A 25,895-nucleotide genomic window follows, 5' to 3' on the forward strand; every position below is an offset into this window, starting at 1 on the left:
AGCCGAGCGGGGGCTCGGCTCTACAGGGAACGTATTGTACGCCGGATCAGCGGATCTGCTTGCCCAGCCGGATCGACTGCAGGCGGTCCTGCGCGGTGCGCGCGGCGTCCGAGCCGGGGTACTGCGCCACAACGGTCTCCAGCGTCTGCTGGGCCTGGTCGACCTTGCCCTCGCCATACTGCGAGAGGCCGACCTTGAGCAGGCCGCCAGCGGCCTTGTCGTGGGTCGGATAGCGTGAGAGCAGTTCACGGAACTGGGTCTCGGCCATCGGGAAATTGCGGGTGGCGTAGTAGCTCTCGCCCAGCCAGTACAGCGCGTTGGGCGCGTAGACACCATTCGGGTACAGCTGCAGGAAACTCAGGAACAGCTGCGCCGAATCGTCGTACTTGCCGGCCTTCAGCGATTCGAAGGCCACGTTGTACGAGGTGCGCTCGTCGCCGGTGGCGGCCAGGCTGCCCGCATCACCATGGACCGAAGGCGGCCGCTCGGAAGTGGCCGCTGCTGCTGGGGTTGCCGGGGCCGGAGCGGCCTTCGGCGCACTCGCCGGAACGGGCGGCAGGGCCGGGGCGGCGTTGCCCCCTTCCAACCGGTTCAGGCGGCTGTCCAGATCCAGGTACTGGTCCTGGGCGGACTGCTTGAGCTGGGCGTTGTCGTGCTGCAACTGCTCGATCGAGGCCTGCAGGCTGGTGACCTGCTGCCGCAGCTGATTGATCTGGTTCAACAGGTCCTGGTTGGCACTGTTGTTGTACATCTGCTGCTCGAGCGCGCCGACACGATCAGCCAGGCTCTGTCGCTGTGCATGCGCCGGTGCGGCAGCCACGAGGGCTGCCGCAACGACCAGCATCAGTTTGATGCCAATGCGCATGGATTACTGCGCGGTGTAGACGATTTCGACGCGACGGTTCTGCGACCAGCAGGACTCGTTCGACTCGGTGCAGACCGGACGCTCTTCGCCGTAGGACACGACGGTCAGCTGCGAAGCCGAGCCACCGTTGGCCTGCAGGGCCGAGTTGACGCCGTTGCCACGACGCTCGCCCAGGGCCTGGTTGTACGCGCGCGAACCGCGCTCGTCGGTGTGGCCCTGCAGGGTGATGCGCGAGGACGGACGGTCACGCAGGTACTTGGCGTGGCACGCCATGATGGCCTGGAATTCCGGCTTCACGTCTTCCTTGTCCAGGTCGAAGTAGACAACGCGCTGGCGCAGGCAAGCGTCGGTGTCCAGGTCGCCCGGGCCGTACAGGCCGGAGGTGGACGGACCGGTCGGGGTGGTGGTCGAGGTGCCGGTATCAACCGGGGCTGCCGGCTCTTCCTTCACCTTCTTCGAGCAACCGGCCAGGACGGCCACAGACAGCAGGGAAACAAGCAGAACGCGGGTGGACTTGTTCATGGCGATACCTTTGTGGCTCCTAGGCCGATGAGGGGTTCAAGACAGCAAAATGTTAACACTCTTTTAGCGCTGGGTACGGTATGGGGACCATGCCGGTTCGCGCACATCGCCATCGGCCAGGACCAGGCGCTGGCGAACCCGCGCATCGGCCGAAACGGCATACAACACACCACGGCCACCTTCGCGGGCGGCGTACAACACCATGCTTGCGTTGGGCGCGAAGCTCGGCGATTCATCCAGCGAACCCGGCGACAGCGTGCTCCAGCGCGGCGAGCCCAGCGAGCTGTCCATCATCGCGATCTTGTAGCTGTTGCCCGAGCCCTGTGCCACGGCGATCTTCTTGCCATCGTAGGACACGGTGGGCTTGGCGTTGTAGTTGCCCTGGAAGGTCACGCGCTCGGCGCTGCCGCCGCCCGCACCGACCTTGTAGACCTGCGGACGGCCGCCGCGGTCGGAGGTGAAGTACACCGCGCTGCCGTCCGGTGCCCAGGTCGGCTCGGTGTCGATGGCGAAGTGGTTGGTCAGCTGGGTCAGCTGCTTGCTGCCCAGGTCCATCACGTAGATTTCCGGATTACCCGAACGCGACAGGGTCAGGGCCAGCTTGCGGCCGTCCGGCGAGAACGCCGGGGCGCTGTTGATGCCACGGAAGCTGGTGACCAGCTCGCGTGCGCCGGTGGCGATGTTCTGGATGTAGATCGCCGAGTTGCCGCGCTCGAAGCTGACGTAGGCCAGCTTGCCGCCATCCGGGCTCCACGACGGCGACAGCAGCGGCTCGGCCGAACGCACGATGGTCTGCGGGTTGTAGCCGTCGGAGTCGGCCACCATCAGCGCATAGCGCATGGCGTCGCCCTTGCCGCTGGCGGTCACGTAGGCGATGCGGGTCCAGAAGGCGCCGCGCACACCGGTGATCTTCTCGTAGATGGCATCGGCCATCTGGTGGGCGACGTCGCGCATGGCATTGCCGCGCGCGGTCATCGCCAGGCCCAGCAGGCGCTCGCCCTTGGGCACGTCGAACAGTTCGTACTCGACGCGGTAGGCGCCGGCACCGGCGTCGAGCACGCGGCCGACCACGATGTAGTTCTGCTTCAGCGCGCGCCAGGTGGCGAACTGGATGTCACCGCCGCGGACCGGCTTTTCGACGATCTGCGCTTCCGGCAGCGTGCGGAACTGGCCGGAGCGCTCGAGGTCGGCGCGGACCACGCCGGCGACGTCGGTCTGCGGTGCAGCCGCCGAACCCTGGTAGGGCATCGGCACGATGGTGATCGGCAGTGCGGAGGCATTGCCGCCGATGATGTCGATATCCAGCCCCTTCTGCTGCGCGACGGCAGCGAAAGGCAGCAACAGGGCCGCAAACACGGCAAGCCAGCGAGGCATCTTTTTCATGGAGCGCTCAATAGGGGGAAACCGGAACGAGGGATAGCAAAGCGGAAGTGAACCGCTTCGCAATCATGAACCAAGGGTACGTGAATTCCGGGTCAGTTCCAGCCCGTGCTCTCACATACCGTTAACGTCGCGGCCAACTTCGCGGCGGCAGGGGCAACGGACGGCCCGGGGGCCGCCCTGCCCGCCTCAGCGATCCTGGGCGGTAAAGGTGAAGTTGAGCGTGCGTGCGAATACCGACTCGAACCCGCGGTACGGCAGCGGCTGCGCGTTGAGCACGGCGGCCTCGATCGAACGCTTGCCGGCCTCGTCGTATGGGCAGTTCGGGCTCACCTTGGCCTGCATCACCGTGCCACCCGGAATCTGGGTGATGGTGATCTGGCAACGCTGGCCCAGCGGCACCGTATCCGGACGCACCCACTGCGACAGCACCTTGGCCTGGATCGCCGCAGCGTACTTGGCGGACAGATCTTCGCTGTTGCCCCCACCGCCGGCAGCCGGCTGGGATGCGCCGCTGGCACCGGCGGCCGCACTGCCGGCGGCATTGCGCGCGGCGGCGACCTGGCGCAGTTTCTGCTCGGCCAGCTTGGCTTCCTTCTCGGCCTGCTCGCGCTTGGCACGGATCTCGGCGATCTTCTTCTGCTTCTCGGCCTCGGCCTTGTCAGCCGCCACGCGCTCCTGCTCGGCCTGCTTCTTCTTCTCGTCCGCTTCCTGCTGCTTGGCCAGGCGCAGCTTCTGCTCCGCTTCTTCCTGGCGCTTGCGTTCGGTCAGGTCGATCTGCTCCTGGCGGCGCTTGGCTTCCTGTTCCTGCTTGGCCTTCTCCTGCGAGATGGCCAGCGCGCTCACCGCTTCCTGGTCCTTGGTATCGGGCTGCGCGACACGCTCCTGCGCCTGTTGCTGCTGCGGCGTCGGCGCGTCCTGCGGGCGCGGCTCGGGAATGGGCTGCGGCGGCGGGATGGTGTCTTCAGGCACCGGGATCGGTTCGGCGACCGGCGGCGGCAGGTCTTCCAGCTTCTCGGACTGGCGCAGGGCCTGGCGCGCAGCGGATGCTTCGGACGCGGACAGCGCCAGGCTGGCCTCGACCGAGGGATCGCCGGCGGCGGCATCGGTGTTGCGCTGTGGCGACCACAGCCAGGCCACGATGAAGACCAGCGCGACCAGCAGGTGCACCAGCAGCGCCAGTGCCAGGGGCAGGCCCCAGCCGGGTTCGCGCTGATGCGGAGGTGGCAGGGCGTCAGCGTGCATCGGTGGCCAGGCCTACCTTGTCTACCTTGGCGCGCTTGATCACATCCATCGCGGCGATGACCTTTTCATAGGCCACCGCACGGTCGGCGGCGACGATCACGCGCACGCCCTTGTCCTGGGCGGCGATGCCGGCCAGGCGGCCTTCCAGTTCCTCGGCCGACACCGCGGCCGGTTCCTTGGCGTCGGGCAGCTTCAGGCTGAGCTGGCCGTCCTGGCGCACCGAGACAATCACCGGGTCCTGCTTGCTTTCCAGCGCCTTGGCGTTGGACTGCGGCAGGTCGACGTCGAAGCTCAGGGTGAGCAGCGGCGCGGTGACCATGAAGATGATCAGCAGCACCAGCATGACGTCGATGTAGGGAACGACGTTGATTTCCGATTTCAGCTTGCGGCGCTTGCGGCGACCGATGGCAGCGGACATGGCTTGGACTCCCGGGTCAGGCGCTTACTCGTCGCCAGCGCTCTGGCGCTGCAGGATGGAGCTGAACTCTTCGGCGAAGGTCTCGAACCGCACCGACATGCGCTCCACGCGGGTGGTGAAGCGGTTGTAGGCCCACACCGCCGGAATCGCCACGAACAGGCCGATGGCGGTGGCAAAGAGTGCTTCGGAAATACCCGGCGCAACGGCGGCGATGCCGGCCTGCGCGCCGCTGCTGATCATGTCGTGCATGGTCACCATGATGCCGAACACGGTACCGACCAGACCCACGTACGGGGCGGTCGAACCGATGTTGGCCAGCAGTTCCAGGTTGCGCTCGAGCTGGTCCACTTCGCGGGTGTAGGTGGTGCGCATGGCACGCTGCGCGCCTTCCAGCTGCGCACGGCCGTCCAGCCGGCGCTTGTCGCGCAGGCGGGTGTACTCGCGGAAACCGGCTTCGAAGATCGCCTCCAGGCCGCCGACGTTGCGGCTGCGGTCGGTGGCCGAGCTGTACAGCTTGCCCAGGTCGGCGCCGGACCAGAAGCGGTTCTCGAACTCGTCGGCTTCGCGGGTGGCCTGCTTGAACACGCGGGCCTTGCGGAAAATGATCACCCAGCTGACGAACGAGCCGACCAGCAGCAGCAGCACGATGATCTTCACCGGCAGGCTGGCCTTGGCCATCAGTTCGAGGTAATTGATGCCGCCGCCGGTGGTGGCCTGGGCAAGGGTCTGTGTCGCGGCGTTGCTGACGTCGGCCGGCAGTGCCTCGGTGACCGTGGCCTGCAGGGCCAGGAGCGTTGCGATCATCCGTTGTTCCTCAGTGTTCGGATTCGGGGTGGAGGTGGGGTTGCAGCACCGCAAGGACGGATTCGTCCATGCCGCGCGGGCGGAAACTGGCCGCTTCCAGTGCGGCGATGCGGACCTGGGCCGACAGCAGCAGCTCGCCGTCGCGCAGGATCTGCTGGTCGAAGACCATGCTGGCCTTCTTCAGCTGGACCAGCGTGGCGCTCACCTGCAGGGTGTCATCCAGCCGTGCCGGCCTGATGAAATCCATCTGCATCGAGCGCACCGCGAAGACCATGCCGTGCTCGGCGCGCATGCGCTCCTGGCCGTAGCCCAGCGCACGCATCCATTCGGTCCGGGCCCGTTCCATGAAGGCCACGTAGCGGGCGTGGTAGACCACCCCGCCAGCGTCCGTATCTTCCCAGTAAATGCGTGTCGGCCAACTGAATCGCGGCTCAACCGACATCGGGAACCTCCGCGAACAGGTCCTGCGGCGGGTTCTTCGGCTTCAGGCCCATGTGCCGGTAAGCCTTGTGGGTGGCCATGCGGCCGCGCGCGGTGCGCACCAGGAAGCCCTGCTGGATCAGGTACGGCTCGACCACGTCTTCCAGCGTGCCACGTTCCTCCGACAGCGCCGCGGCCAGCGATTCGATGCCCACCGGGCCGCCATCGAAGTAGTCCACCATGGTCTTCAGCAGGCGCCGATCGAGCTCGTCGAAGCCCTCCGGGTCAACCTTCAGCATCTGCATCGCGGCCTGCGCGACAGCCTCGTCGATGTGGCCGCCGGCCTTGACCTGGGCATAGTCGCGCACGCGGCGCAGCAGGCGATTGGCGATACGCGGCGTGCCACGCGCGCGGCGCGCGATCTCGCCAGCGCCATCGGCGGTGCAGTCGATGCCGAGAATGCTGGCCGAGCGGCGCACGATCCGGGTCAACTCTTCGACGCTGTAGAACTCCAGGCGCTGGACGATGCCGAAGCGGTCGCGCAGCGGCGCGGTCAGCAGGCCGGCGCGGGTGGTGGCGCCAATCAGGGTGAACGGCGGCAGGTCGATCTTGATCGAACGGGCCGCAGGGCCCTCGCCGATCATGATGTCGATCTGGAAATCTTCCATGGCCGGGTACAGCACTTCTTCCACCACCGGCGACAGGCGATGGATCTCGTCGATGAACAGCACATCGTGCGGCTGCAGGTTGGTCAGCAGCGCGGCCAGGTCACCGGCCTTCTCGATCACCGGGCCGGAGGTGACCCGCAGCGCCACGCCCAGCTCGTTGGCGATGACGTGGCTGAGGGTGGTCTTGCCCAGGCCGGGCGGCCCGAAGATCAGCACGTGGTCCAGCGCGTCGCCACGCCCCTTGGCCGCCTGGATGTAGATTTCCATCTGCTCGCGCACCGGCACCTGGCCGAGGTAGTCGGCTAGCCGCTTGGGGCGGATGCTGGCGTCGGCGGCGTCATCCTCGCGGGTGGCGCCGGCGCCGATGATGCGGTCGTCGGTCATGTGCTGATTATGCGGCAAAAGTACGGATTTCGGCCGGGCTGCGCCCGGCACCCGCTAACGGCAACGTCAACTTCAAAAGCCGGTTTCCTGCGGGATGGCGGGGTGGGTCCGGTTGAGGGGGACGCCGTAAACCCATCCATGGGGGCTTGGTCGCGGCATCCATGCCGCTCACACCCCCGCAACCGGACCCACCCGGCCTTCGACAGATCGCCGCGATCTGTCGGGATGACATGGCTGCTCTTGGTGGGTGTCGACCTTGGTCGACACAGTAGATCCACGCCATGCGTGGATGGAAGCATGGCGGTATCGAGGAAGGAAGCGGCCCTAGATCTCCACCTGGGCGCCCAATTCCACCAATCTGTTGCCCGGAATCCGGAAGAACCCCGTCGCCGGCGCGGCGTTGCGGTGCATCAGCGCGAACAGCTTGTCGCGCCAGATCGGCATGCCACGGTTGGCAGTGGCGACGATGGTCTCGCGGCTGGCGAAGAAGGTGGTGTCCATCGGGTCGAAGTAGATGCCACCGTGGTCGCACGAGCGCATCAGCGCCAGCGGCACGTCCGGGGTTTCCATGAAGCCGAAGCGCACGTAGACCCGGTAGAACTCGTCGCCCACCGATTCGATCTTCAGCCGCTGCCCTTCCATCGCATACGGGATCGGCAGGGTTTCCACGTGCAGGAACACGTTGCGCTCGTGCAGCACCTTGTTGTGCTTGAGGTTGTGCATCAGCGCGTGCGGGGCCACGGTCGGGTCGGCGGTGAGGAACACCGCGGTGCCCGGCACGCGCACCGGCGGCGCCAGCATCAGGCCGGGCAGGAAGGTATCCAGGCGGATGCCGTCCTTGCGTATTTCATCGCGCAGCAGCTCGCGGCCACGGCGCCAGGTGCGCATCATGGTGAACAGGAAGATGCCCAGCACCACCGGGAACCAGGCGCCCTGCAGCAGCTTGGCGCCGTTGGCGATGACGAAGCCGAGGTCGATGATGAAGAACACCACGCACAGCGGCAGGATCCAGTTGCGCGCCTTCGGCCACAGCGAACGCGCCACCAGCGCCAGCAGCAGGGTATCGATCAGCATGGTGGCCGATACCGAGATGCCGTAGGCCACGGCCAGGTTCGACGAGCTGCGGAAGGCCAGCACCAGGCCGATCACCATCACCGCGATGCCCCAGTTGATGCCCGGGATGTAGATCTGGCCAATGGTGTCGTGCGAGGTGTGCTTGATGCGCATGCGCGGGATGTAACCCAGCTGCATGGCCTGGCGCGAGACCGAGAACGCACCGGTGATGACCGACTGCGAGGCGATCACCGCCGCCATCGTGGCCAGGATGATCATCGGGTACAGCGCCCACGGCGGTACTGCCTCGAAGAACGGGTTTTTCAGCGCCTCGGGGTGGTTGAGCACCAGTGCGCCCTGCCCCAGGTAGTTCAGCACCAGGCACGGCAGCACGAAGAAATACCAGGCGTGGCGAATAGGCTTGGCGCCGAAGTGGCCCATGTCGGCGTACAGCGCCTCGCCACCGGTCACCGCCAGCACCACCGCGCCCAGGATGAAGATGCCGTGCCAGCTGTGCTCCATGAAGAAGCGGATCGCCCACCACGGGTTGAAGGCCTTGAGCACTTCCGGCGCGTCCACGATGTTGTAGATGCCGATCGCGGCCAGCGAAATGAACCAGACCGAGGTGATCGGGCCGAACGCCTTGCCGATCTTCTCGGTGCCAAAGCGCTGCGCGGCGAACACCATCAGCAGCACCACCACCGTGATCGGCACGATGAAGGCATGCAGCCCGGGCGCGGCCACCTCCAGGCCTTCAACCGCACCCAGCACCGAGATCGCCGGGGTGATCACACCGTCGCCGAAGAACAGCGAGGCGCCGAAGATACCGAGGATGCCGACCACATAGGCCGAGCGCGACCCGTTGCGCAATGTGCGCTGGGTCAGCGCCATCAGCGCCATGATGCCGCCCTCGCCGTCGTTGTCGGCGCGCATGATGATGGTCACGTACTTCAGCGTGACCACGATGTTCAGCGCCCAGAACGCCAGCGACAGCACGCCCAGCACGGTGTCATGGTCGCTGTTGAGCCCGTAGTGCGGCGAGAACGCCTCCTTCAGGGTGTACAGCGGGCTGGTACCGATATCGCCGAAGACCACGCCGATCGCACCGATGATCAGCGCCATGCCTCCCGCGGGAGGGGCGTGACCGTGGCCACCGGGGGCGGCTGCGTGCGGGGTTTGACTGCTGGACATGGGACTCCTGGCGGGGCTCAGGCGGTTCGTTGGGGAAAAGAAGGACGGCTCAGCGCAGTGCCGACTGCAGCGCCTTGCGGATCACGGTGGCCACTTCGTCGCCCTCGTTGAAGGCGTCACGCGCCATGCGCGCCGCTTCGGCCGGCTTGTAGCCCAGCTGCTGCAGCGCCACGGTGGCGTCGGACAGCGGGTCGGCCGGGGCCGGGCCACTGCCGGTGGGCAATGCCCCGCCCGCGCCGAACTGGGCGGCGCGGTCGCGCAGTTCCAGCACCATGCGCTCGGCGGTCTTCTTGCCGATGCCCGGAATGCGGGTCAACGCGGTGATGTCACCGGCCTGGACCATGCGCGCGAACTCCTCGACGGTCACCCCGGACAGCACGGCCAGCGCGATCTTCGCGCCGATGCCACTGACCTTCTGCACGTCGCGGAACAGGCGCCGCTCGCCCTCGCGCAGGAAGCCGTACAGCGAGACGCTGTCTTCCTTCTGCGAATAATGGGTATACAGGGTGACCTCGCGGCCGAGCTCGGGCAGGTCGTAGAAGGTGCTCATCGGCGCCTCCAGCTCGTAGCCCACCCCGTTCACGTCCACCACCAGCCACGGCGGCGCCTTGTAGGCGACGATGCCGCGCAGTCGACCGATCATTGCGTGCAGCTCCTCATTTGCGGCCCCACGCCTGGCGGGCGCTGAGCCCCAGGCGGTTGGCCGTTGCCCTTACGTGGGCATGGGTGATCGCCACCGCCAACGCGTCGGCCGCGTCGGCCTGCAGCTTGGTTTTCAGGTTGAGCATGAGCCCGACCATGTGTTGAACCTGTTGCTTTTCGGCGCCACCGCGACCGACCACCGCCAGCTTGATCTCGCTGGCGGCGTACTCGTGCACCGGCAGGTCGCGCAGCACCACGGCGGAAATCGCCGCGCCACGGGCCTGGCCCAGCTTCAGCGCCGAATCGGGGTTGCGCGCCATGAAGACCTTTTCGATGGCCACTTCGTTGGGCTGGTATTCCCGGCACAGGTCGGCCAGGCCCAGCACCAGCAGCTTCATGCGCTGCGGGAAGTCGTCGGCGCCCAGCAGCACCAGCGGCTGGTGGTGCACGTGGCTGACGCGGCCGGCGGCGTCGACATCGATGATGCCGACCCCGGTCCGCTGCGAACCGGGGTCGATGCCGAGGATGCGGGTCATGCCGCACTCCTGGCGGGACGGAACGGGAAGCGCTGGCAGGCGTATGGGCTCATGTCTGTCCGCGGTGACCGTTCAACGGCCCGCGCCCAGGCCGTCAGGACGGCTCAGGCGTAGGCGTCGGCGCCGAGTTCGGCGTTGGAGTACACGTCCTGCACGTCGTCCAGGTCTTCGAGCATGTCCAGCAGCTTCTTGACCTGCAGGGCGACCTCGCCCTCGACCTTGATGTCGTTGTCCGCGCGGAAGGTGATCTCGGCGTGGCCGGCGACATGACCGGCGGCGGCCATCGCGTCCTTGACCGCGTTGAACGCGTCAGGACTGGTGACCACGTCGATCGAGCCGTCGTCCGGGTAGACCACGATGTCATCGGCGCCGGCCTCGATGGCGGCTTCGGTGATGGCGTCCTCGTCGGCCCCCGGGGCGAAGCTGATGACGCCCAGGCGCTTGAACATGAAGGCCACCGAGCCCTCGGTGCCCATGTTGCCGCCGCACTTGCTGAACGCATGGCGGACATCGGCCACGGTGCGCACGCGGTTGTCGGTCAGGCAGTCGACGATGACGGCCACGCCGCCCGGGGCATAGCCCTCGTAGCGGATTTCCTCGTAGTCGACGCCTTCCAGCTCACCGGTGGCCTTCTTGATGGCGCGCTCGATCACGTCCTTGGACATGTTCACGGCCAGGCCCTTGTCCATCGCCACGCGCAGGCGCGGGTTGTTGTTGGGGTCGCCTCCACCGCCGCGCGCGGCCACGCCGATCTCGCGGATGATCTTGGTGAAAATCTTGCCACGCTTCGCGTCGGACGCGTTCTTGCGGGCTTCGATGGAGGGGCCTCTACCCATGGGTGCTACCGTCTGGCTGCTTCAGGATCAAGGCGCGGATTCTACCTGATCACGCGCTGCAACCGTGTCTAGGGCGGAGGATGCCGCCAGGTCATGCCCGGTGGAGAGCGGAGAGCGTGCGAACCAACGGTTCGCACCCACCAAAGCAAGCCGGTGGCACCCACCAAAGCAGGCCGCACCCACTCAATCATGCAGCAGCGGCGTCGCGGCTGTGGTCGAACTGGCCGTGGCGCAGGAAATACGCGGTCTGCCGCGCGGCATCCGGCGATACCACCAGGCCGCTGTGGCTGGTGCGCACCACGCAATGGTCGGACAGGCCCGGCAGGCGGGTCTCGGCCAGCGCCACCGTGCCATCGGAGGCGTCGTCCATCGCGCCCAGCAGGCTACCCAGCCCATGCGGCACCGAGCCGGCGATCAGCCCGACCTCGGCCTTGCCCTGCCAGTCCGGCAGGCCATCCAGCAGCAGCTCGCTGCTGCGCCCCAGCGCCAGGCCCCAGCCATGGTCGGACAGCGACCGCGCGGTGCCGCTGCCACGCAGCGGCGAGCCCAGGCAGACCACGCGCTGAACATCCAGCTGCGGCTGGCGGCGCAAGGCTTCCAGCGCCAGCAACCCACCCAGGCTGTGGCCGACCAGCGACAACGGCCCGGCGTCGGTCAGGCGCTCCAACAGCTGTGGCACGGCCACGTCGGGGCCGCCGAACACCGAGGAATAACCGAAGGCGTGCACCTGGAAACCGCGCGCGCGCAGGCGCCAGGCCAGCGGCCCGACCCAGGCACGGGCATTCCAGATGCCATGCAGCAGCAATACGGGGGGAGTCATGCAAACAGCCTGGCGGTCAGCGGGGCAGGAACGTACTGCAATTGAACACGCGCGCGCAGCAAGCGGCGGTGAACGTCAGGCCGCGCGCGGCGCGCGGCGCAGGATGAATTCGAGGTCCTGGGTGTCACCCACCGGGAACAGGTACTCGCCGGCCTTCTCGAACCCGTAGCGGGCGTAGAAGCGTTGCGCACCGAAGTTCTCCGACCACACGCCCAGCCACAGCGTGCGCGGGCCTTCGTGCTCCAGCCAGGCCAGCGCGGTTTCCAGCAGGCGGCTGCCCCAGCCACAACTCTGCTGGGTCTTGATCAGGTACAGGCGCTTGAGTTCGCCATCACCCGGCTTCACCTCCGGATGCGGCAGGCCACAGGGGCCGGCGGCGGCATGGCCGACCGCCTCCCCGTCCAGTTCCAGCAGCCACACCGCGTAATCCGGGTGGGCCAGGATCACGCGCTGGCGCTCGACCGTGTAGGCCTCGTCGAGGAAGGCCTGCAGGTCCTGCGGCGGGTACAGATGGCCGAAGGTCTCGGTGAACGTGCGGGCGGCCAGCGCCGACAGGGTCGGCGCGTCGTCCACGGTGGCGCGGCGGATGGAATACATGCAGGAAGTTGACGTCAGGGTGAAGCGCGGGTCAAGCCTTTTCCGGCGCTTCGGCGGCTTCGTCTTCCTCGTCCTCTTCCTCGTATTCCTCTTCGTCCTCGTCCTCTTCTTCCTCGCCCTCTTCGTCCTCGTCGTACTCTTCCTCTTCGTCGTCCTCGTAATCCTCGACGCCGAAGTCCTCACCATCCCAACGGCCTTCGCCGTCGGCGACGAAGGTCAGGGCCATCGCCGCCGGGTTGGTACCGACACGGACCAGCCAACCCCCGAACACGCGCGCACGCTCGGTGACCAGGTTGGCCTCGGAGCCTTCATTGCCCAGCTTTTCCCACTCCAGCGAAAACGCAAACTCGGTCATTGCCTGGATCTCCTGATCAGTTGGTCTTGGGGCGAACCTGGATGTGCACTTCGGCCAGCTGCACGTCGACGATCGGCGACGGCGCGTCGGTCATCAGATCCTGTGCACCGGTGGTCTTCGGGAACGGGATCACGTCGCGGATCGATTCGGTGCCGGCCATCAGCGCGGCGATGCGATCGATGCCGAAGGCGATGCCACCGTGCGGCGGCGCGCCGTAGTTCAGCGCGTCGAGCAGGAAGCCGAACTTGGCACGGGCCTCTTCGGCGCCGATGCCGAGCAGTTCGAACACCGCGCTCTGCATGTCCGGACGGTGGATACGGATCGAACCGCCGCCGATTTCATTGCCGTTTAGCACCATGTCGTAACCACGCGAGACGGCGGTACGGGCGTTGGCGCGCAGGTCGGCGATGTCGTCCACGGCCGGTGCGGTGAAGGGGTGATGCAGGGCGACGTAGCGCTGTTCTTCCTCGTCCCACTCGAACATCGGGAAGTCGGTGACCCACAGCGGCGCCCAGCCGTCGGCGACCAGGCCGAAGTCCTTGCCGGCCTTCAGGCGCAGCGCGCCCATGAAGTCGGAAACCTTGTTGTAGCCACCGGCGCCGAAGAACACGATGTCGCCGTTGCCGGCGCCGACGTGGGCGACCAGCGCAGCGAACGAGCCCTCGCTGAAGAACTTCTGGATCGGCGAGCTGACTTCGCCGTTGTCGGCGATCTTGATGTAGGCCAGGCCCTTGGCGCCGTACTTGGCGGCGTGCGCGGCGTACTCGTCGATCTGCTTGCGCGACAGCGAGGCGCCGCCCGGGATGCGCAGCGCGGCGACGCGGCCCTCGGCATCATTGGCCGGGCCGGTGAATACCGGGAACTCGCTGTCCTTGACCAGGTCGGCCACATCGATCAGTTCCAGCGCGATGCGCAGGTCCGGCTTGTCCGAGCCGTAGCGGCGCATGGCTTCAGCCCAGGTCATGCGCGGGAAGCTGGCGTCCAGTTCGACGTCGACCACTTCCTTGAAGATGGCGCGGATCATGTTCTCGACGAAATCCTGCACGTCGCGTTCGCGGACGAAGGCGAACTCCATGTCCAGCTGGGTGAATTCCAGCTGGCGGTCGGCACGCAGGGCTTCGTCGCGGAAGCAGCGCGCGATCTGGTAGTAGCGGTCGAAGCCGGCCACCATCAGGATCTGCTTGAACAGCTGCGGGCTCTGCGGCAGGGCGTAGAACTCGCCCGGGTGCATGCGCGCCGGCACCAGGAAGTCGCGCGCGCCTTCCGGGGTGGCCTTGGTCAGGATCGGGGTCTCGATGTCCTGGAAGCCCTTTTCGTCCAGGTGGCGGCGCAGCGCCTGCACCAGCTTGATGCGGGTGCGCTGCATGCGCTGCATTTCCGGGCGGCGCAGGTCCAGGTAGCGGTACTTCAGGCGGGTTTCCTCGCCCGGGTTCTCATGGGCGTGGAACGGCAGCGGCGCGGCCTTGTTCAGCACGGTGATGGCGGTGGCGATCACTTCCACCTTGCCGGTGCGCATCTTGTCGTTCACCGCATGGCGGGCACGCACCACCCCTTCCACCTGCAGCACGTCCTCGTAGCCCAGCGACGCGGCCACGGCGAACACTTCGGCGTTGTCCACCTCCACCGTCACCTGCACGATGCCTTCATGATCTCGAAGATCGATGAAGCAGACGCCGCCCTGGTTACGGGCCACGTCGGTCCAGCCGGCGAGGGTGACAGTCTGGCCAATCAGGGTCTCATCGACCAGGCCGCAGAAGTGGGTACGCATGGGGGAAGCTCCGCTGGAGAACGCCGGCACCGGATGGGGGCCGGAAAGCCTCGTATTCTGCGGCCGAGGCCCCGGCCGGGGCAAATGTGCTCAGTCACACCGGCTTTATCCGTCTGGTCCTTATAGTCGCGCACCACCTACCGTATGGGGAGTTGCCATGAACATGCCGTCCCTGGCCAGCCTGGCCGTGACCCTCAGCCTGGGCTGCCTTGCCAGCGTGGCCCTGCCCGCGCCCGCCGCACACGCGCAGAACGGCGTGGTCCGCTGCGAGAGCCAGAGCAACCGCGAACGGGTCTGCAATACCGGCTGGCGCGGCGCGCAGCTGGTCCGCCAGCTGTCCGGCTCGGCCTGCGAGGAGGGTCGCACCTGGGGCAGCCGCAACGGCAGCATCTGGGTCACCAATGGCTGCCGTGCTGAGTTCGTCGAGGCCCGTGGCGGCTGGGGCGGCGGCAATGGGGGTGGCTGGGGCGGCAACAATGGCGGCTCGGGCCAGACGATCCGCTGCGAGAGCCAGAACAACCGGGAGCGCAGTTGCCCGGTCGGCTGGCGCAATGCCCGCCTGGTGCGCCAGCTGTCCGGCAGCCCCTGCCAGGAAGGCCGCACCTGGGGCGTGCGCAACGGCGCGGTCTGGGTCAGCAACGGCTGTCGCGCCGAATTCGCCGAGGCCCGCGGCTGGGGCGGCGGCGGCGGTGGCTGGGGCGGTGGCAACAGCAACTACTCGGTCACCTGCAGCAGCAACAACAATCGCTCGCAGACCTGCGACTGGGATGACCGCCAGGGCCGGCCGGTGCTGCAGCAGCAGCTGTCCGGCAGCGCCTGCCAGGAAGGCCGCAGCTGGGGCTACGCGCGCGGGCAGGTGTGGGTGAGCAACGGCTGCCGCGCGCGCTTTGGAACGCGATAAGGAACTGGGCGCGGGCGCGCCCCTGCGTGGCGAGCGCCGGCCGGGCATCCACGCGTGACCTGGTGCTACTGGGGTGCCTTCTCGTCACCCCAGGGTGCCGGCGGCAGGCCGACCGGCTTGCTCAGGTCGAACTGCACGCGGAAACGGCGCCCGTCGGGACGGGTCAGTTCGTAGACGAACGCCTGGTCGGGGTCGATTTCCATCGCCCAGGTATTGAACGTCGAGGCCAGCATGTCGGCCCGACGGAACATCGCCACTGAATCGGCATCGGCCGGGAACTGCTGGCGCTCGGCGGTTCCCGGCGGCGTGCTGTCGCCGCCGTACAGGGTGATCGCATCCGGGCTGCCGTCCTGGTGGCGATGATCGTGCTTCAGGCGCAGGCCATTCGGCGTACGGGTCAGCACCCAGGTGCGCGAATGGTCGTCGCCCACATGGAACGGGATGCGCAGCTCGTGCGCCGGGTCGGCACAGCCACGCACGTGCATGACCAGGCGCTGGCCCGCGAACGGGTCCTTGCCGGTGGGTGCCGGCGTGTCCTCCACCACCTTGCCGGCGTAGGCCTGGCCGCAGTGCGCGGCAATGGCCGCCATGAAGGCATCGGCCGGTGCGGTCGCCAGATCATGGGCGACCGTATCGGAGCGCTGCGAACAGGCCGCGAGGCCGAGCAGGAGGGCGGAAGCAGTGACCACGGCAGGCAGTTTCATGCCTCAACCCTAACGGCCTGCGCCGATGGGCGCAAACCGCGCGGAACGACCGTGGCACCTCAGCGGTGAAGCCAGACCTCGCAGCCGCCCACGTCCTGCTTCTGGCCACCGGCAGCATAGCGACGGGTGATCCCGGCCAGCCATTGCGCACGTTCGGGGCTGCTCGCAATCGCGTTGGGGCAGCTGACCAGTGCGGCCAGCGGCAGCCCACCCAGTGCCGCGTCATCTGCAGCCAGCGATGCCAGCACGGCGTCCGATGCCCAGTCCGGAATCATCACGGCACGGCGGCCGGAGAAGTACGGCAGTTCGGAGGACCAATCCTGCCCGAACGCGACGACCACGCCCTGCTCGGTCGTGCCGGTACGGATGGCCTCTGCGATCTGCGATACCGGTGTCGGCTCGCGCGCTTGCTTGATGTCCTTCAGGGACTTCACCAGGCCAAATCCCACCGAAAGAACGCACAGGAAGATCGCCAGCGCGACACCACGTCGCGGCTTGCCCGCCGCTTCGGCCGCCCGCACCGTCGACCACAGCACCAGGCCGATGATCGATGTGGCGAACACGATGTTGGCCGCCTGGTAGTAAGGATGGGCGATGTGCAGGTTGGTGAAGACCAGGAACGGCGCCAGGTAGGCCAGCAGCAGGATCCCCACCGCCGCGCGCGTGCGCTTCTGCCACAGCCCGGCGATGATGAAGATGAGGAAGATCCAGTTGGAGCCGATCGCACCGGAGAAGCGCTTCTTGAACACCGTGCCCCACCAGGTGGCCGGGTCCAGGCGCTGCTGCAGGGTGCCGTAATTCCAGGTGGACAGTGCGTCAGAGGTGATCTGCCGGCCCAGCGCGGACTGCGCCTTCAGCGCATCGGCATGCTGCAGCCACAGGCTGAGTGTGGCCAGCACGGCAAACGCGGATAGCGCCCCCCAGAACATCAGGCGCCAATGCTGCTGCAGCCACTGCGGGCGCCAGCCATGTTCACGCACGGCCAGCCACAGGAAGACCAGCGCGACGAACGCGGCAAAACCGAAGAATGAGGTGACCTTGATGGCCGCCGACAGCACTGCCGCGCAGATGGCAACCAGCCCCACCCAGACCCGCGGCCCGTTGCGCAGCTGTGCCATCGCCCAGACGAAGAGCAGGCCAAAGAACACGGCACTGGATTCCATCATCACCGAACGCCCCCAGAACTGGGCATACGGCGAGACAGCGAACGCGCCCGTCACGCAAAGCGCCAGCGTGCGGTCAGGGCGCCAGGCGAGCAGCGTACGGTAAACCAGCCAGATGCTGCCGACGTGGAAGACCGTGGACACCAACCGCCCGCTGTTGTCGGCACTCATGCCGGTGATGCTGGACAACAGGGCTGCCAGCCACTGGTAAAGCGGGAACTCGAAGGGAATCGACCAGGGCGCCCCCAGCACCGGGGTCACGTAGTCCAGCCAGGGACCGCCGCGCAGCAACCAGTCGATCGACAGCGCGGTCTGCGTCTGCCGGAAACCGGAGGCATCGACCGGTGGCATCGACCAGCTGCAGGCCAGCAGGATCAGCAGCGTGATCGCCGAAAACCACAACAGGATCTTGCCTGGCAGGAGGCTGCGGTCTGGGTTGCTTTCCTGGGTCACGCCTGTTGCTCCTGTCGGTGGCCGCCCACGGCAGGGCGCGCTTCACGGGCGCGCAGTGTCTGCGCTGGCGCACGCGAGTGCAAGCCATTGCGCGTGGCTGCGGCTCAGCCCTGCGGTGGCAGCGGCGCCTTCAGGGGCTCGGCGTGGATGACTTCGGTGGCCGCTACCGGTGCGGACTCGCCCTCGCCTGCCGGCTCCTGTTCCACCGGATCGACATCGAATGGCGTACGGAACACCAGCGACGGCAGCAGCGTGGTCAGGGCCGCGTACAGCAGCAGCGCACCGAACAGCACCGCCGGAATCTGGAAGCGTTCGCGCATGATCGCCGCCAGCACCAGGGTGAAGATCAGCGTCGGCGCCAGCGCCAGCGAGACCCGCAGGCTGCTGCGGAAACTCTCGCCGAACATCACCCGCCGCTGCAGCCAGACCACGCCGATGCGCAGCGGCAACACCACCAGGGTGATCACGATGCCCAGCCCCAGCGCCTCGAAGCTGAGCGCTTCGCTGGGCACCTTGGTGCCGGCGTTGAAGAAGTAGAACGGCACGAAGAACGAGGCGAACAGGCGCAGCGCGTGCAGGTTCTCGTGCGAGGCCAGCAGCGGCATGCGCTGGTGCAGCAGGCGCGCGACCAGGCCGGCGATGAAGGCGCCGACCAGGTAGTACACGCCCAGCAGGTAGGTGATGTAGGCCGCAACCATGCCGACCATCACCAGCAGCGAGAATTCCGAGCCGGGCGCGTGCGGTGCCACCCAGCGGCCCAACGCGATGAACAGCAGCGGCAGGCCGATCATCATCGCCAGCAGGGCCAGGCTGGACAGCGCCATATGGCCCGGGTCACCGGCCTGCAGCACGATGAACAAGGCCGCCAGCGCCAGCAGTTCGCCGGCGATGGCCTTGCTGGTCACCCAGAACCGCTCGTCTTCGCTCAGGCCAAGCCGCGACAGCGAATCCATGATGAAGCCGGTGGACGGCGTCAGCAGCGCCAGCGCCAGCAGGCCCGCGGCCTGCCACGGCAGCCCCGCATAGCGCCAGGCCAACCAGCCCACGCCGAACAGCGTGCCGGTACGGATCACCAGATGCGCCAGCAGCGGCCACATGCCACGACGCAGCGCCCGCAGATCCACTTCCAGGCCGGCAAACAGGAACAGCGAGGAAATGCCCAGCGTGGCCAGCAGACCAATCACCGCGTCATGCGCCTGGTCACCCAGCCAGAGCATGCCGATGATGCCGAACAGCAGGCAGGTCAGCGGCGCCGGCAGGCTGAAGCGCTGCAGCGCGCGTGGGATCACCAGCAGCGCGAAGATCAGCAGCAGGTAGATCAACTCATGACTCATCGGGGTCTTCCGTGGCGTTCGAACGCGCGCAGGATGCGCGTGCCCGACCGATCCGGCAAGCCATTTTCGAATGACCCCGGTTACCTCATCCGATCATCGCATCGGCCAGCGCCCCCACCCGTGCAAGCACCGCTGCGCGCTGGTCGTCATCGACCGATGCGCCCTGCAGATAGGCGGTGACCACCCACGCCGGGCCGCCCGCATGCGGCCACAGCACGGCGATGTCGTTGCGCGTGTCATCACCGTTGCTGCCGGTCTTGTCGCCCACCCGCCAGCGCTTGCCCAGCCCGGCGCGCAGGCAGGCATCGCCAGTCTGGTTGTCGATGAGCCAATCGGCGAACTGCTGGCGCGATGCCGGCTGCAGGCCATTGCCCACCGCGAAGCGGGCCAGGCTGGTGGCCATCGCGGCCGGGCTGGTGGTATCGCGCGGGTCTCCCTTCGCGAACAGATTCACGTCCGGCTCGTTGCGGTCATTGCGGGTAACGCTGTCGCCCTGCCCGCGCAGGAATGCCGTCAGCGCCGGCGGCCCGCCCACCACGTCCAGCAGCAGGTTGGCCGCGGTGTTGTCGCTGGTGGTCAGCGTGCCCCGGCACAGGTCGCGCACCGTCAGGTCCTTGCCCACATGGCGGCGTGCCACCGGGGCGTAGGACAGCAGATCCTTCCCGGCGATGGGTACGCGGGTATCGAGCGAAACGCGGCCTGCATCCGCCAGGCTCAGCACGTGGGCCACCAGCATCGACTTGAACGTGCTGCACATCGGGAAGCGTTCGTCCTGCCGATGCCCGCCGATGCGACGGCCACTACCGGTGTCCAGCACGGTCACGCCCAGGCGGCCGCCACTGGCTTTTTCCAGGGCGGCGAAATCGGCGGCGCCGGCAATGGCGGCGTTCGCGCCGGATGTGCCGGACGCAGGTACAACGGCCCGCGCCAGCGCAGGGGCAAGCAGCGAGGAAGCAACGGCAGCACCACTGAACTGCAGGAATCGGCGACGGGCGAGCATGGGGGTTCTCCTGGTGACCGCTCGATTATTGACGCCGCCTGCGGGGGCGACCAGCGCAAAAAATCAGCATCTGACATGAGATTTATTCATGCCTGTCGCAATTAACCCCTTAATTTCCCGAAACCGGCCAGTGAAGCGTTAGGATCACCCATCACCCCAGCTCACGGCTGCGCCATGCTGCACCCTACCCTGCCGCTGAACGCGCTGCGCGCCTTCGAAGCCGCCGCCCGCCACCAGAACTTCACCCGTGCCGCGCTGGAGCTGTGCGTCAGCCAGGCGGCGCTGAGCCATCAGATCCGTGGCCTGGAGGATCGGCTCGGCATCCGCCTGTTCCATCGCCTGCCGCGTGGTGTCGCGCTGACCGACGAGGGCGCGGCGCTGTATCCGGTGCTCAACGAATCCTTCGAACGCATCTCGGCCAGCATTGCGCGCTACACCGGCGGACCGGCGCGCGAAGTACTGACGCTGGGCGTGGTCGGCACCTTCGCCACCGGCTGGCTGCTGCCACGGCTGGCCGCATTCGAGGCCGCGCACCCGGACATCGAGCTGCGCCTGCAGACCCACAACAACCGCATCGATCTGGCCGGCGAAGGCCTGGACCTGGCGATCCGCTTCGGCGACGGCGACTGGCAGGGCCAGGCATGCACCGCGATCCTGGAGGCGCCGTTCGCGCCGCTGTGCGCACCGGCACTGGCACGACGGCTGAAGCAACCGCGCGATCTGGCGACGCTGCGGTTGCTGCGCTCCTACCGCGGCGACGAATGGCCGCGCTGGCTGCAGGCGGCCGGGGTCAGTGGCGTGGAAGCGCGCGGGCCGGTGTTCGATTCTTCGTTGACGGTGGCGATGGCCGCCGCCGGGGGCGCGGGCGTGGCCCTGCTGCCGCTGCGCATGTTCGAGCAGGAACTGGCCGAAGGACGGCTGTTGCAGCCGTTCGCCACCACGCTGGAGTTGGGCCGCTACTGGCTGACCCGGCTGCGCTCGCGTGCCGAGCGTGAGCCCGCCAGGCGCTTCCGCGAATGGCTGCAGGCGCAGGGATGAAAAAGGGGACGGAGGGAATTAAGTCGTTTGTGCATAAACGACTTAATTCCCTCCGTCCCCTTTTTTGCGGAGTTACGACTCCAGCAGCTCCATCCACGCCGCTTCGGCCTTTTCCAGCTGCGCGGCCGCGGTTTCGCGGTCGCGGCCGATCACCGCCATGCGGGTGGCATCGGCGTAGTTGGCCGGGTCCGCCAGCTGGCGGTCCAGCTCGGCCAGTGCACCTTCCAGTTCGGCCACCTTGGCTTCGGCAGCGGCCAGCTTGTGCGGGTTCACCGGCTTCTTCTGCACCACCTGCGCCACCGGTGCGGTCTTGACCACCACCGGCTCTTCCACCTGTTCCATGCGCGCCTTGGTGCCCTGCGCCTGCGGACGGGTACGCAGCCACGCGGCATACGCATCGAGGTCGCCGTCGAACGGCTCGACCACGCCATCGGCCACGCGCCAGTAGGTATCGCAGACCAGGCCGATCAGGTGGCGGTCATGCGAGACCATCACGATCGCGCCCTCGAAGGTGGCCAGGGCTTCGGCCAGCGCTTCGCGCATTTCCAGGTCAAGGTGGTTGGTCGGTTCGTCCAGCAGCAGCACATTCGGCTGCTGCCAGGCAATCAGCGCCAGTGCCAGGCGCGCGCGCTCGCCGCCGGAGAAGCCATCGACCGGCTCGAACGCGCGGTCGCCAGGGAAGTTCCACTTGCCGAGGAAATCGCGGAACGACTGGTTCGGTGCATCCGGCGCGATTTCGCGGAAGTGCTCCATCGGCGACTGGCCTTCGTGCAGCGACTCCACCGTGTGCTGGGCGAAGTAGCCGATCTTCAGGTCCGGGTGGGCCATGCGCTCGCCGACGATCGGCGCCAGCTCGCCCACCAGGGTTTTGACCAGGGTGGTCTTACCCGCACCGTTCGGGCCGAGCAGGCCGATACGCTGGCCCGCTTCCAGGCCGAAGCCTACGTTGTGCAGGATCACCGCGTCCTTGCCGTAGCCGGCCTCGACGTGATTCAGGCGGATCAGCGAGAACGGCAGCTTGGCCGGCGGCGCGAACTCGATGCGGAACTCGCGCTCGGCACGCACCGCTTCGGTACCGGCCAGCTTGGCCAGGCGCTTCATGCGGCTCTGTGCCTGCGCGGCCTTGCTGGCCTGCGCCTTGAAGCGGTCGATGAAGCTCTGCAGGTGCGCGCGTTCGGCTTGTTCCTTCTCGTGCGCGATCTGCTGCTGACGCAGCTGTTCGGCGCGCTGGCGCTCGAAATCGGTGTAGCCGCCCGGGTAGAGCTTGGCGCCGCCACCGTGCAGGTGCAGGGTGTGGGTGGCCACGTTGTCGAGGAACTCGCGGTCGTGCGAGATCAGCAGCAGGGTGCCCGGGTACTTCAGCAGCCACTGTTCCAGCCAGTACACCGCGTCCAGATCCAGGTGGTTGGTCGGTTCGTCGAGCAGCAGCAGGTCGCTGGGCATCATCAGCGCGCGGGCCAGGTTCAGGCGCACGCGCCAGCCGCCGGAGAACGAGGACACCGCGCGGTGGTGGGTCTCGGCCGGGAAGCCGAGGCCGTGCAGCAGCTTGCCCGCGCGCGCTTCGGCGTCGTAGGCGTTGAGCTCGGCCATCTTCGTATGCGCCTCTGCGACCGCTTCCCAGTCCTCGCGGGCGGTGGCGTCGGCCTCGGCAGCCAGCACCGCGGCCACTTCGGTATCACCGCCCAGCACGAAGCTCAGCGCCGGATCCGGCAGCGACGGCGTTTCCTGGGCCACGCTGGCGATGCGCACCTTGCCGGGCAGGTCGACGTCGCCCTTGTCCGCCTCCAGCTCGCCCTTCACCGCCGCGAACAGGCTGGACTTGCCAGCACCGTTGCGGCCGACCACACCCACCCGGTAACCGGCGTGCAGGGTCAGGTCGACATTGGACAACAGCAGCCGCTCGCCGCGGCGCAAGGCGAAATTACGAAGGGAAATCATCGGGGGAGGGGTCCATATAACCGGATGGAATGTGCTGGTGAGCACTGTTCCTGCGACGCAATTCTAGCGTTAACGAATACTTGACGCGTCCCGGGATGCGCGGCGGCCGACGTTCCTCTCTCCCACGTCCTCGCCGCGCGCCTCCCGGGCTCCCCTCCCCGCCTGTGCCTGTGCGAGCTAAATAGTTGCTGCTGCAACGTTTTTTTCGATGACCGGCATTTGACAGCCACTGAATATCCCGTTAATTCCTGTCTTGCGCACCGCAACAACCGCCGTCCGCCTCACCCCCGTGATGTCGATTCCGGTGCCGCCCCCGCCAACCGGAGCCCCATCCCGATGACCCGCAAGACCCGCCTGATCGCCGCCGCCGTCGCTGTCGCACTCGGTGGCTCTCCGTTCGTCGCCGCTGCCCAGCAGGCCGGCACCGCCGCCAACACCCTGGACACGGTGATCGTCACCGGCACCCGCGTGGCCGACCGCACGGTCGCCGAATCACAGTCGCCGATCGACATCATCACCCCGGAAATCCTGCAGTCCACCGGCACCGGTGAACTGGCCACCGCGCTGTCGCGCGCCCTGCCCTCGCTGAACTTCCCGCGCCCGGCCCTGACCGACGGCACCAGCGGCGTGCGCCCGGCGCAGCTGCGCGGCCTGTCGCCGGACCAGGTGCTGGTGCTGGTCAACGGCAAGCGCCGCCATACCTCGGCGATGATCAACGTCAACGGCAGCATCGGCCGTGGCTCGTCGGCGGTGGACATCAACGCGATCCCGATCGCTGCCATCGAGCGCGTGGAAGTGCTGCGTGACGGCGCTTCGGCGCAGTACGGCTCGGACGCCATCGCCGGCGTCATCAACATCGTGCTCAAAGGCAGCGGCCGCGGTGGCAGCCTGGCGGTGGACTACGGCCAGTATTCGGCCGGTGACGGCAACAAGTACCAGCTGTCCGGCGACACCGGCGTCGAGTTCGGCAATGGCCGCGGCCGCGTGCACGTGGCCGGCCAGATCAGCCAGCAGGACGAGAGCAACCGCGCCGGCCCGTACCGCGGCACCACCCCGAACACCGGCAACTTCCCCAGCATCGGCCAGACCACCTTCATCGTCGGCGACCCGCGCGTGGATGCCACCGCCGCCTCGGCCAACGCCAGCTTCGACTTCAGCGACCACGTGACCGGCTACGCCAGCGCGCTGCTGAGCAACCGCGACATCACTTCGTTCGCGTTTTACCGCTCGCGCAACCACAACGGGCAGAGCGCGCTGCTGGCGCAGACCTACCCGGACGGCTTCGTGCCGGAGATCAACCAGTACTCCAAGGACCGCTCGCTGGTGGCCGGGGTCAAGGGCAACACCGACAACGGCTGGACCTGGGACCTGAGCCTGAACCATGGCGAGAACACCCTGGACTTCCACACCCGCAACAGCATCAACTACAGCCTGGGTGCGACCAGCCCGCGCTCGTTCTACGACGGCACGCTGAAGTACCAGCAGGACATCTTCAACGCCGACCTGACCAAGTCGCTGGACTGGGGCCTGGCCTATCCGGTCACGCTGTCCTTCGGCGGTGAGTACCGCAAGGAGAAGTGGGACCAGAATCCCGGTGAGCTGAACTCGTACACCGGCAGTGGCGCGCAGGGCTTCGGCGGCTTCACCCCGACCAACGAGGTGCATGCCGACCGCCACAACTACGCGGTCTACGCCGGCCTGGAAGCGGACCTGACCGAGAAGTTCTCGGCCGGCATCACCGGCCGCTACGAGGACTACTCGGACTTCGGCGACCGTTTCTCCGGCAAGCTGTCGGCGCGCTATGCGTTCACCGACAAGGTCGCGCTGCGGGCAACCGCCTCCAGCGGCTTCCGTGCACCGTCGCTGGCGCAGCAGGGCTACCAGGCAGTCACCAGCCAGTTCACCAACGGCGTGTTCGTCGAGCGCGGCACCTTCCCGACCACCAGCGCCGCTGCGCAGGCACTGGGTGCCTCGCCGCTGAAGGCCGAGACCTCCACCTCCTACAGCCTGGGCCTGGTGCTGCAGCCGGTCGACCGCCTGTACATCACCGTCGACGCGTACCAGATCGACATCGATGACCGCATCGCGCTGTCGTCCAGCATCACCACCAACGCCGCCAGCAGCGCGCTGCTGACCAGCCTCGGCCTGGCGCAGGTGACCGCGTTCTCGTACTTCACCAACGGCCTGGATACGCGCACCCGGGGTGTCGACTTCGTGTCCAGCTACACCGTGCCCTTCGCAGCCAGCAGCCTGGAACTGACCGCGGCCTACAGCTACAACGACACCGAAGTGCGTCGCGTCGGCGGCACCCCGGCAGTGTTCGGCACGCTGGGCCTGACCCAGTCGCTGATCGGCCGCGATGAAATCGGCCGCATCGAAGACAGCTACCCGCGCGACAAGGCGATCCTGAGCGGCACCTGGCGTTCGGACCACTGGGAACTGGGCCTGGCCGCAACCCGCTACGGCAAATTCACCGTGCGCAACTCGGCCACCGCGCTGCGCGACCAGACCTACGGCGACGCCTGGGTGGTGGATGCCTCGGCCAGCTACAAGCCGAGCAGCAACTGGACCCTGACCGTGGGCGCGGACAACCTGCTGGACAAGTACCCGGACCGCACCGAAGACCTGCAGAACTCCACCTTCGGCATGCTGCCCTACAGCAACTACTCGCCGTTCGGCTTCAACGGCGCGTATGTGTACGGCCGCATCAAGTACACCTGGTAAGCGGTAGTACCGGCCGCTGGCCGGCAACCCCTCGCCGCATCTGGAGCAAAGCCCCTTCGTGTTGAAGGGGCGCGCCGAAGGCGGGGGTGGAGGAGAAATGCGTGGGCAAACCCGCCGGCCACGGCATGTGGCCGGC

General features: G+C 67.4%; 24 protein-coding genes. 3 read left to right on the forward strand and 21 right to left on the reverse strand.

All coding sequences use genetic code 11. The features are described 5' to 3' along the window. Positions 1–46: 46 nt before the first annotated feature. The 16 genes from ybgF to aspS all read right to left on the reverse strand — a co-directional run bounded on the left by ybgF (position 47) and on the right by aspS (position 14,504). Positions 47–865, reverse strand: a complete 819-nt coding sequence (ybgF, locus tag N440_RS13490) for a tol-pal system protein YbgF (RefSeq protein ID WP_008266258.1) — start codon at positions 863–865, stop codon at positions 47–49. A 3-nt stretch (positions 866–868) separates the two neighbouring features. Next, entirely contained in the window at positions 869–1,387 is a 519-nt protein-coding gene (gene pal, locus N440_RS13495; RefSeq protein WP_005410748.1) for a peptidoglycan-associated lipoprotein Pal, read from the reverse strand. Between the two features lie 63 nt (positions 1,388–1,450). Beyond that, positions 1,451–2,770, reverse strand: coding sequence for a Tol-Pal system beta propeller repeat protein TolB (gene tolB, locus N440_RS13500; protein ID WP_006438808.1), 1,320 nt, complete (start codon positions 2,768–2,770; stop codon positions 1,451–1,453). Positions 2,771–2,956: 186 nt separating this feature from the next. Beyond that, positions 2,957–4,012, reverse strand: coding sequence for a cell envelope integrity protein TolA (gene tolA / locus N440_RS13505; RefSeq protein WP_133935387.1), 1,056 nt, complete (start codon positions 4,010–4,012; stop codon positions 2,957–2,959). Further along, entirely contained in the window at positions 4,002–4,430 is a 429-nt protein-coding gene (gene tolR, locus N440_RS13510; RefSeq protein WP_006438804.1) for a protein TolR, read from the reverse strand. Before tolR ends, tolA begins: the two co-directional genes overlap by 11 nt. A 24-nt stretch (positions 4,431–4,454) precedes the next feature. Then, the gene (gene tolQ, locus N440_RS13515) at positions 4,455–5,234 is read right to left on the reverse strand and encodes a protein TolQ (protein WP_006438802.1); all 780 of its coding nucleotides are present in this window, start codon (positions 5,232–5,234) and stop codon (positions 4,455–4,457) included. Positions 5,235–5,244: 10 nt separating this feature from the next. Continuing rightward, entirely contained in the window at positions 5,245–5,676 is a 432-nt protein-coding gene (ybgC, locus tag N440_RS13520; protein ID WP_006438800.1) for a tol-pal system-associated acyl-CoA thioesterase, read from the reverse strand. Beyond that, positions 5,666–6,706 (reverse strand): Holliday junction branch migration DNA helicase RuvB, encoded by a 1,041-nt coding sequence (gene ruvB / locus N440_RS13525; protein ID WP_008264609.1) that lies wholly within the window; start codon positions 6,704–6,706, stop codon positions 5,666–5,668. Before ruvB ends, ybgC begins: the two co-directional genes overlap by 11 nt. Positions 6,707–7,030: 324 nt before the next feature. After that, positions 7,031–8,881: a potassium transporter Kup gene (locus tag N440_RS13530; RefSeq protein WP_168356094.1), complete on the reverse strand. Its 1,851-nt coding sequence runs from the start codon at positions 8,879–8,881 to the stop codon at positions 7,031–7,033. A gap of 118 nt (positions 8,882–8,999) precedes the next feature. Further along, positions 9,000–9,593, reverse strand: a complete 594-nt coding sequence (gene ruvA / locus N440_RS13535) for a Holliday junction branch migration protein RuvA (RefSeq protein WP_005410756.1) — start codon at positions 9,591–9,593, stop codon at positions 9,000–9,002. Positions 9,594–9,606: 13 nt separating this feature from the next. Then, on the reverse strand, positions 9,607–10,128 hold the full coding sequence (gene ruvC, locus N440_RS13540; RefSeq protein WP_008268142.1) for a crossover junction endodeoxyribonuclease RuvC: 522 nt from the start codon (positions 10,126–10,128) through the stop codon (positions 9,607–9,609). A gap of 104 nt (positions 10,129–10,232) precedes the next feature. Continuing rightward, a complete protein-coding gene (locus N440_RS13545; RefSeq protein WP_008268284.1) occupies positions 10,233–10,964 on the reverse strand; it encodes a YebC/PmpR family DNA-binding transcriptional regulator in 732 nt (243 codons plus the stop codon). Positions 10,965–11,151: 187 nt separating this feature from the next. Then, a complete protein-coding gene (locus N440_RS13550; RefSeq protein ID WP_053450578.1) occupies positions 11,152–11,784 on the reverse strand; it encodes an alpha/beta fold hydrolase in 633 nt (210 codons plus the stop codon). Between the two features lie 75 nt (positions 11,785–11,859). Next, positions 11,860–12,381 carry a GNAT family N-acetyltransferase gene (locus N440_RS13555; protein WP_006438577.1) on the reverse strand — a complete coding sequence of 174 codons (522 nt, stop codon included), beginning with the start codon at positions 12,379–12,381 and terminating at the stop codon, positions 11,860–11,862. Positions 12,382–12,412: 31 nt separating this feature from the next. Then, the gene (locus N440_RS13560) at positions 12,413–12,736 is read right to left on the reverse strand and encodes a hypothetical protein (protein WP_006438575.1); all 324 of its coding nucleotides are present in this window, start codon (positions 12,734–12,736) and stop codon (positions 12,413–12,415) included. Between the two features lie 16 nt (positions 12,737–12,752). Further along, a complete protein-coding gene (aspS, locus tag N440_RS13565; RefSeq protein WP_133935388.1) occupies positions 12,753–14,504 on the reverse strand; it encodes an aspartate--tRNA ligase in 1,752 nt (583 codons plus the stop codon). Between the two features lie 157 nt (positions 14,505–14,661). Between aspS and N440_RS13570 the strand changes: the two genes are divergently transcribed. Next, positions 14,662–15,405, forward strand: coding sequence for a DUF3011 domain-containing protein (locus N440_RS13570; protein ID WP_049456812.1), 744 nt, complete (start codon positions 14,662–14,664; stop codon positions 15,403–15,405). A 65-nt stretch (positions 15,406–15,470) separates the two neighbouring features. Here N440_RS13570 and N440_RS13575 read toward each other — a convergent pair whose 3' ends face one another. The 4 genes from N440_RS13575 to blaL2 all read right to left on the reverse strand — a co-directional run bounded on the left by N440_RS13575 (position 15,471) and on the right by blaL2 (position 20,059). After that, a complete protein-coding gene (locus tag N440_RS13575; RefSeq protein ID WP_133935389.1) occupies positions 15,471–16,109 on the reverse strand; it encodes a hypothetical protein in 639 nt (212 codons plus the stop codon). A gap of 59 nt (positions 16,110–16,168) precedes the next feature. Next, positions 16,169–17,725: a hypothetical protein gene (locus N440_RS13580; RefSeq protein WP_133935390.1), complete on the reverse strand. Its 1,557-nt coding sequence runs from the start codon at positions 17,723–17,725 to the stop codon at positions 16,169–16,171. Between the two features lie 104 nt (positions 17,726–17,829). After that, positions 17,830–19,059 carry a cation:proton antiporter gene (locus N440_RS13585; RefSeq protein WP_006438475.1) on the reverse strand — a complete coding sequence of 410 codons (1,230 nt, stop codon included), beginning with the start codon at positions 19,057–19,059 and terminating at the stop codon, positions 17,830–17,832. A gap of 85 nt (positions 19,060–19,144) precedes the next feature. Then, on the reverse strand, positions 19,145–20,059 hold the full coding sequence (gene blaL2 / locus N440_RS13590; protein WP_133935391.1) for a L2 family extended-spectrum class A beta-lactamase: 915 nt from the start codon (positions 20,057–20,059) through the stop codon (positions 19,145–19,147). A gap of 174 nt (positions 20,060–20,233) precedes the next feature. Between blaL2 and ampR the strand changes: the two genes are divergently transcribed. Further along, positions 20,234–21,097, forward strand: coding sequence for a LysR family transcriptional regulator AmpR (gene ampR, locus N440_RS13595; protein ID WP_133935392.1), 864 nt, complete (start codon positions 20,234–20,236; stop codon positions 21,095–21,097). Between the two features lie 72 nt (positions 21,098–21,169). Here ampR and N440_RS13600 read toward each other — a convergent pair whose 3' ends face one another. Then, positions 21,170–23,035: an ABC-F family ATP-binding cassette domain-containing protein gene (locus N440_RS13600; protein ID WP_008265043.1), complete on the reverse strand. Its 1,866-nt coding sequence runs from the start codon at positions 23,033–23,035 to the stop codon at positions 21,170–21,172. Between the two features lie 336 nt (positions 23,036–23,371). Between N440_RS13600 and N440_RS13605 the strand changes: the two genes are divergently transcribed. Beyond that, positions 23,372–25,759, forward strand: a complete 2,388-nt coding sequence (locus N440_RS13605) for a TonB-dependent receptor (RefSeq protein ID WP_133935393.1) — start codon at positions 23,372–23,374, stop codon at positions 25,757–25,759. The last annotated feature ends 136 nt before the right edge of the window (positions 25,760–25,895 follow it).

Source organism: Stenotrophomonas sp. CC22-02 (genome assembly GCF_004365115.1).
GTDB lineage: Bacteria > Pseudomonadota > Gammaproteobacteria > Xanthomonadales > Xanthomonadaceae > Stenotrophomonas > Stenotrophomonas forensis.

Excerpts from the sequence above, each read along its gene's own strand:
- ybgC (WP_006438800.1), bottom strand. The coding sequence starts at position 5,676 with ATGTCGGTTGAGCCGCGATTCAGTTGGCCGACACGCATTTACTGGGAA.
- N440_RS13585 (WP_006438475.1), bottom strand. The coding sequence starts at position 19,059 with ATGAGTCATGAGTTGATCTACCTGCTGCTGATCTTCGCGCTGCTGGTG.
- tolA (WP_133935387.1), bottom strand. The coding sequence starts at position 4,012 with ATGCACGCTGACGCCCTGCCACCTCCGCATCAGCGCGAACCCGGCTGG.
- ruvA (WP_005410756.1), bottom strand. The coding sequence starts at position 9,593 with ATGATCGGTCGACTGCGCGGCATCGTCGCCTACAAGGCGCCGCCGTGG.
- N440_RS13570 (WP_049456812.1), top strand. The coding sequence starts at position 14,662 with ATGAACATGCCGTCCCTGGCCAGCCTGGCCGTGACCCTCAGCCTGGGC.
- ruvC (WP_008268142.1), bottom strand. The coding sequence starts at position 10,128 with ATGACCCGCATCCTCGGCATCGACCCCGGTTCGCAGCGGACCGGGGTC.
- aspS (WP_133935388.1), bottom strand. The coding sequence starts at position 14,504 with ATGCGTACCCACTTCTGCGGCCTGGTCGATGAGACCCTGATTGGCCAG.
- N440_RS13530 (WP_168356094.1), bottom strand. The coding sequence starts at position 8,881 with ATGGCGCTGATCATCGGTGCGATCGGCGTGGTCTTCGGCGATATCGGT.
- N440_RS13605 (WP_133935393.1), top strand. The coding sequence starts at position 23,372 with ATGACCCGCAAGACCCGCCTGATCGCCGCCGCCGTCGCTGTCGCACTC.
- ybgF (WP_008266258.1), bottom strand. The coding sequence starts at position 865 with ATGCGCATTGGCATCAAACTGATGCTGGTCGTTGCGGCAGCCCTCGTG.
- pal (WP_005410748.1), bottom strand. The coding sequence starts at position 1,387 with ATGAACAAGTCCACCCGCGTTCTGCTTGTTTCCCTGCTGTCTGTGGCC.
- tolR (WP_006438804.1), bottom strand. The coding sequence starts at position 4,430 with ATGTCCGCTGCCATCGGTCGCCGCAAGCGCCGCAAGCTGAAATCGGAA.
- ruvB (WP_008264609.1), bottom strand. The coding sequence starts at position 6,706 with ATGACCGACGACCGCATCATCGGCGCCGGCGCCACCCGCGAGGATGAC.
- tolB (WP_006438808.1), bottom strand. The coding sequence starts at position 2,770 with ATGAAAAAGATGCCTCGCTGGCTTGCCGTGTTTGCGGCCCTGTTGCTG.
- blaL2 (WP_133935391.1), bottom strand. The coding sequence starts at position 20,059 with ATGCTCGCCCGTCGCCGATTCCTGCAGTTCAGTGGTGCTGCCGTTGCT.
- N440_RS13560 (WP_006438575.1), bottom strand. The coding sequence starts at position 12,736 with ATGACCGAGTTTGCGTTTTCGCTGGAGTGGGAAAAGCTGGGCAATGAA.
- tolQ (WP_006438802.1), bottom strand. The coding sequence starts at position 5,234 with ATGATCGCAACGCTCCTGGCCCTGCAGGCCACGGTCACCGAGGCACTG.
- N440_RS13545 (WP_008268284.1), bottom strand. The coding sequence starts at position 10,964 with ATGGGTAGAGGCCCCTCCATCGAAGCCCGCAAGAACGCGTCCGACGCG.
- N440_RS13575 (WP_133935389.1), bottom strand. The coding sequence starts at position 16,109 with ATGAAACTGCCTGCCGTGGTCACTGCTTCCGCCCTCCTGCTCGGCCTC.
- N440_RS13600 (WP_008265043.1), bottom strand. The coding sequence starts at position 23,035 with ATGATTTCCCTTCGTAATTTCGCCTTGCGCCGCGGCGAGCGGCTGCTG.
- ampR (WP_133935392.1), top strand. The coding sequence starts at position 20,234 with ATGCTGCACCCTACCCTGCCGCTGAACGCGCTGCGCGCCTTCGAAGCC.
- N440_RS13555 (WP_006438577.1), bottom strand. The coding sequence starts at position 12,381 with ATGTATTCCATCCGCCGCGCCACCGTGGACGACGCGCCGACCCTGTCG.
- N440_RS13550 (WP_053450578.1), bottom strand. The coding sequence starts at position 11,784 with ATGACTCCCCCCGTATTGCTGCTGCATGGCATCTGGAATGCCCGTGCC.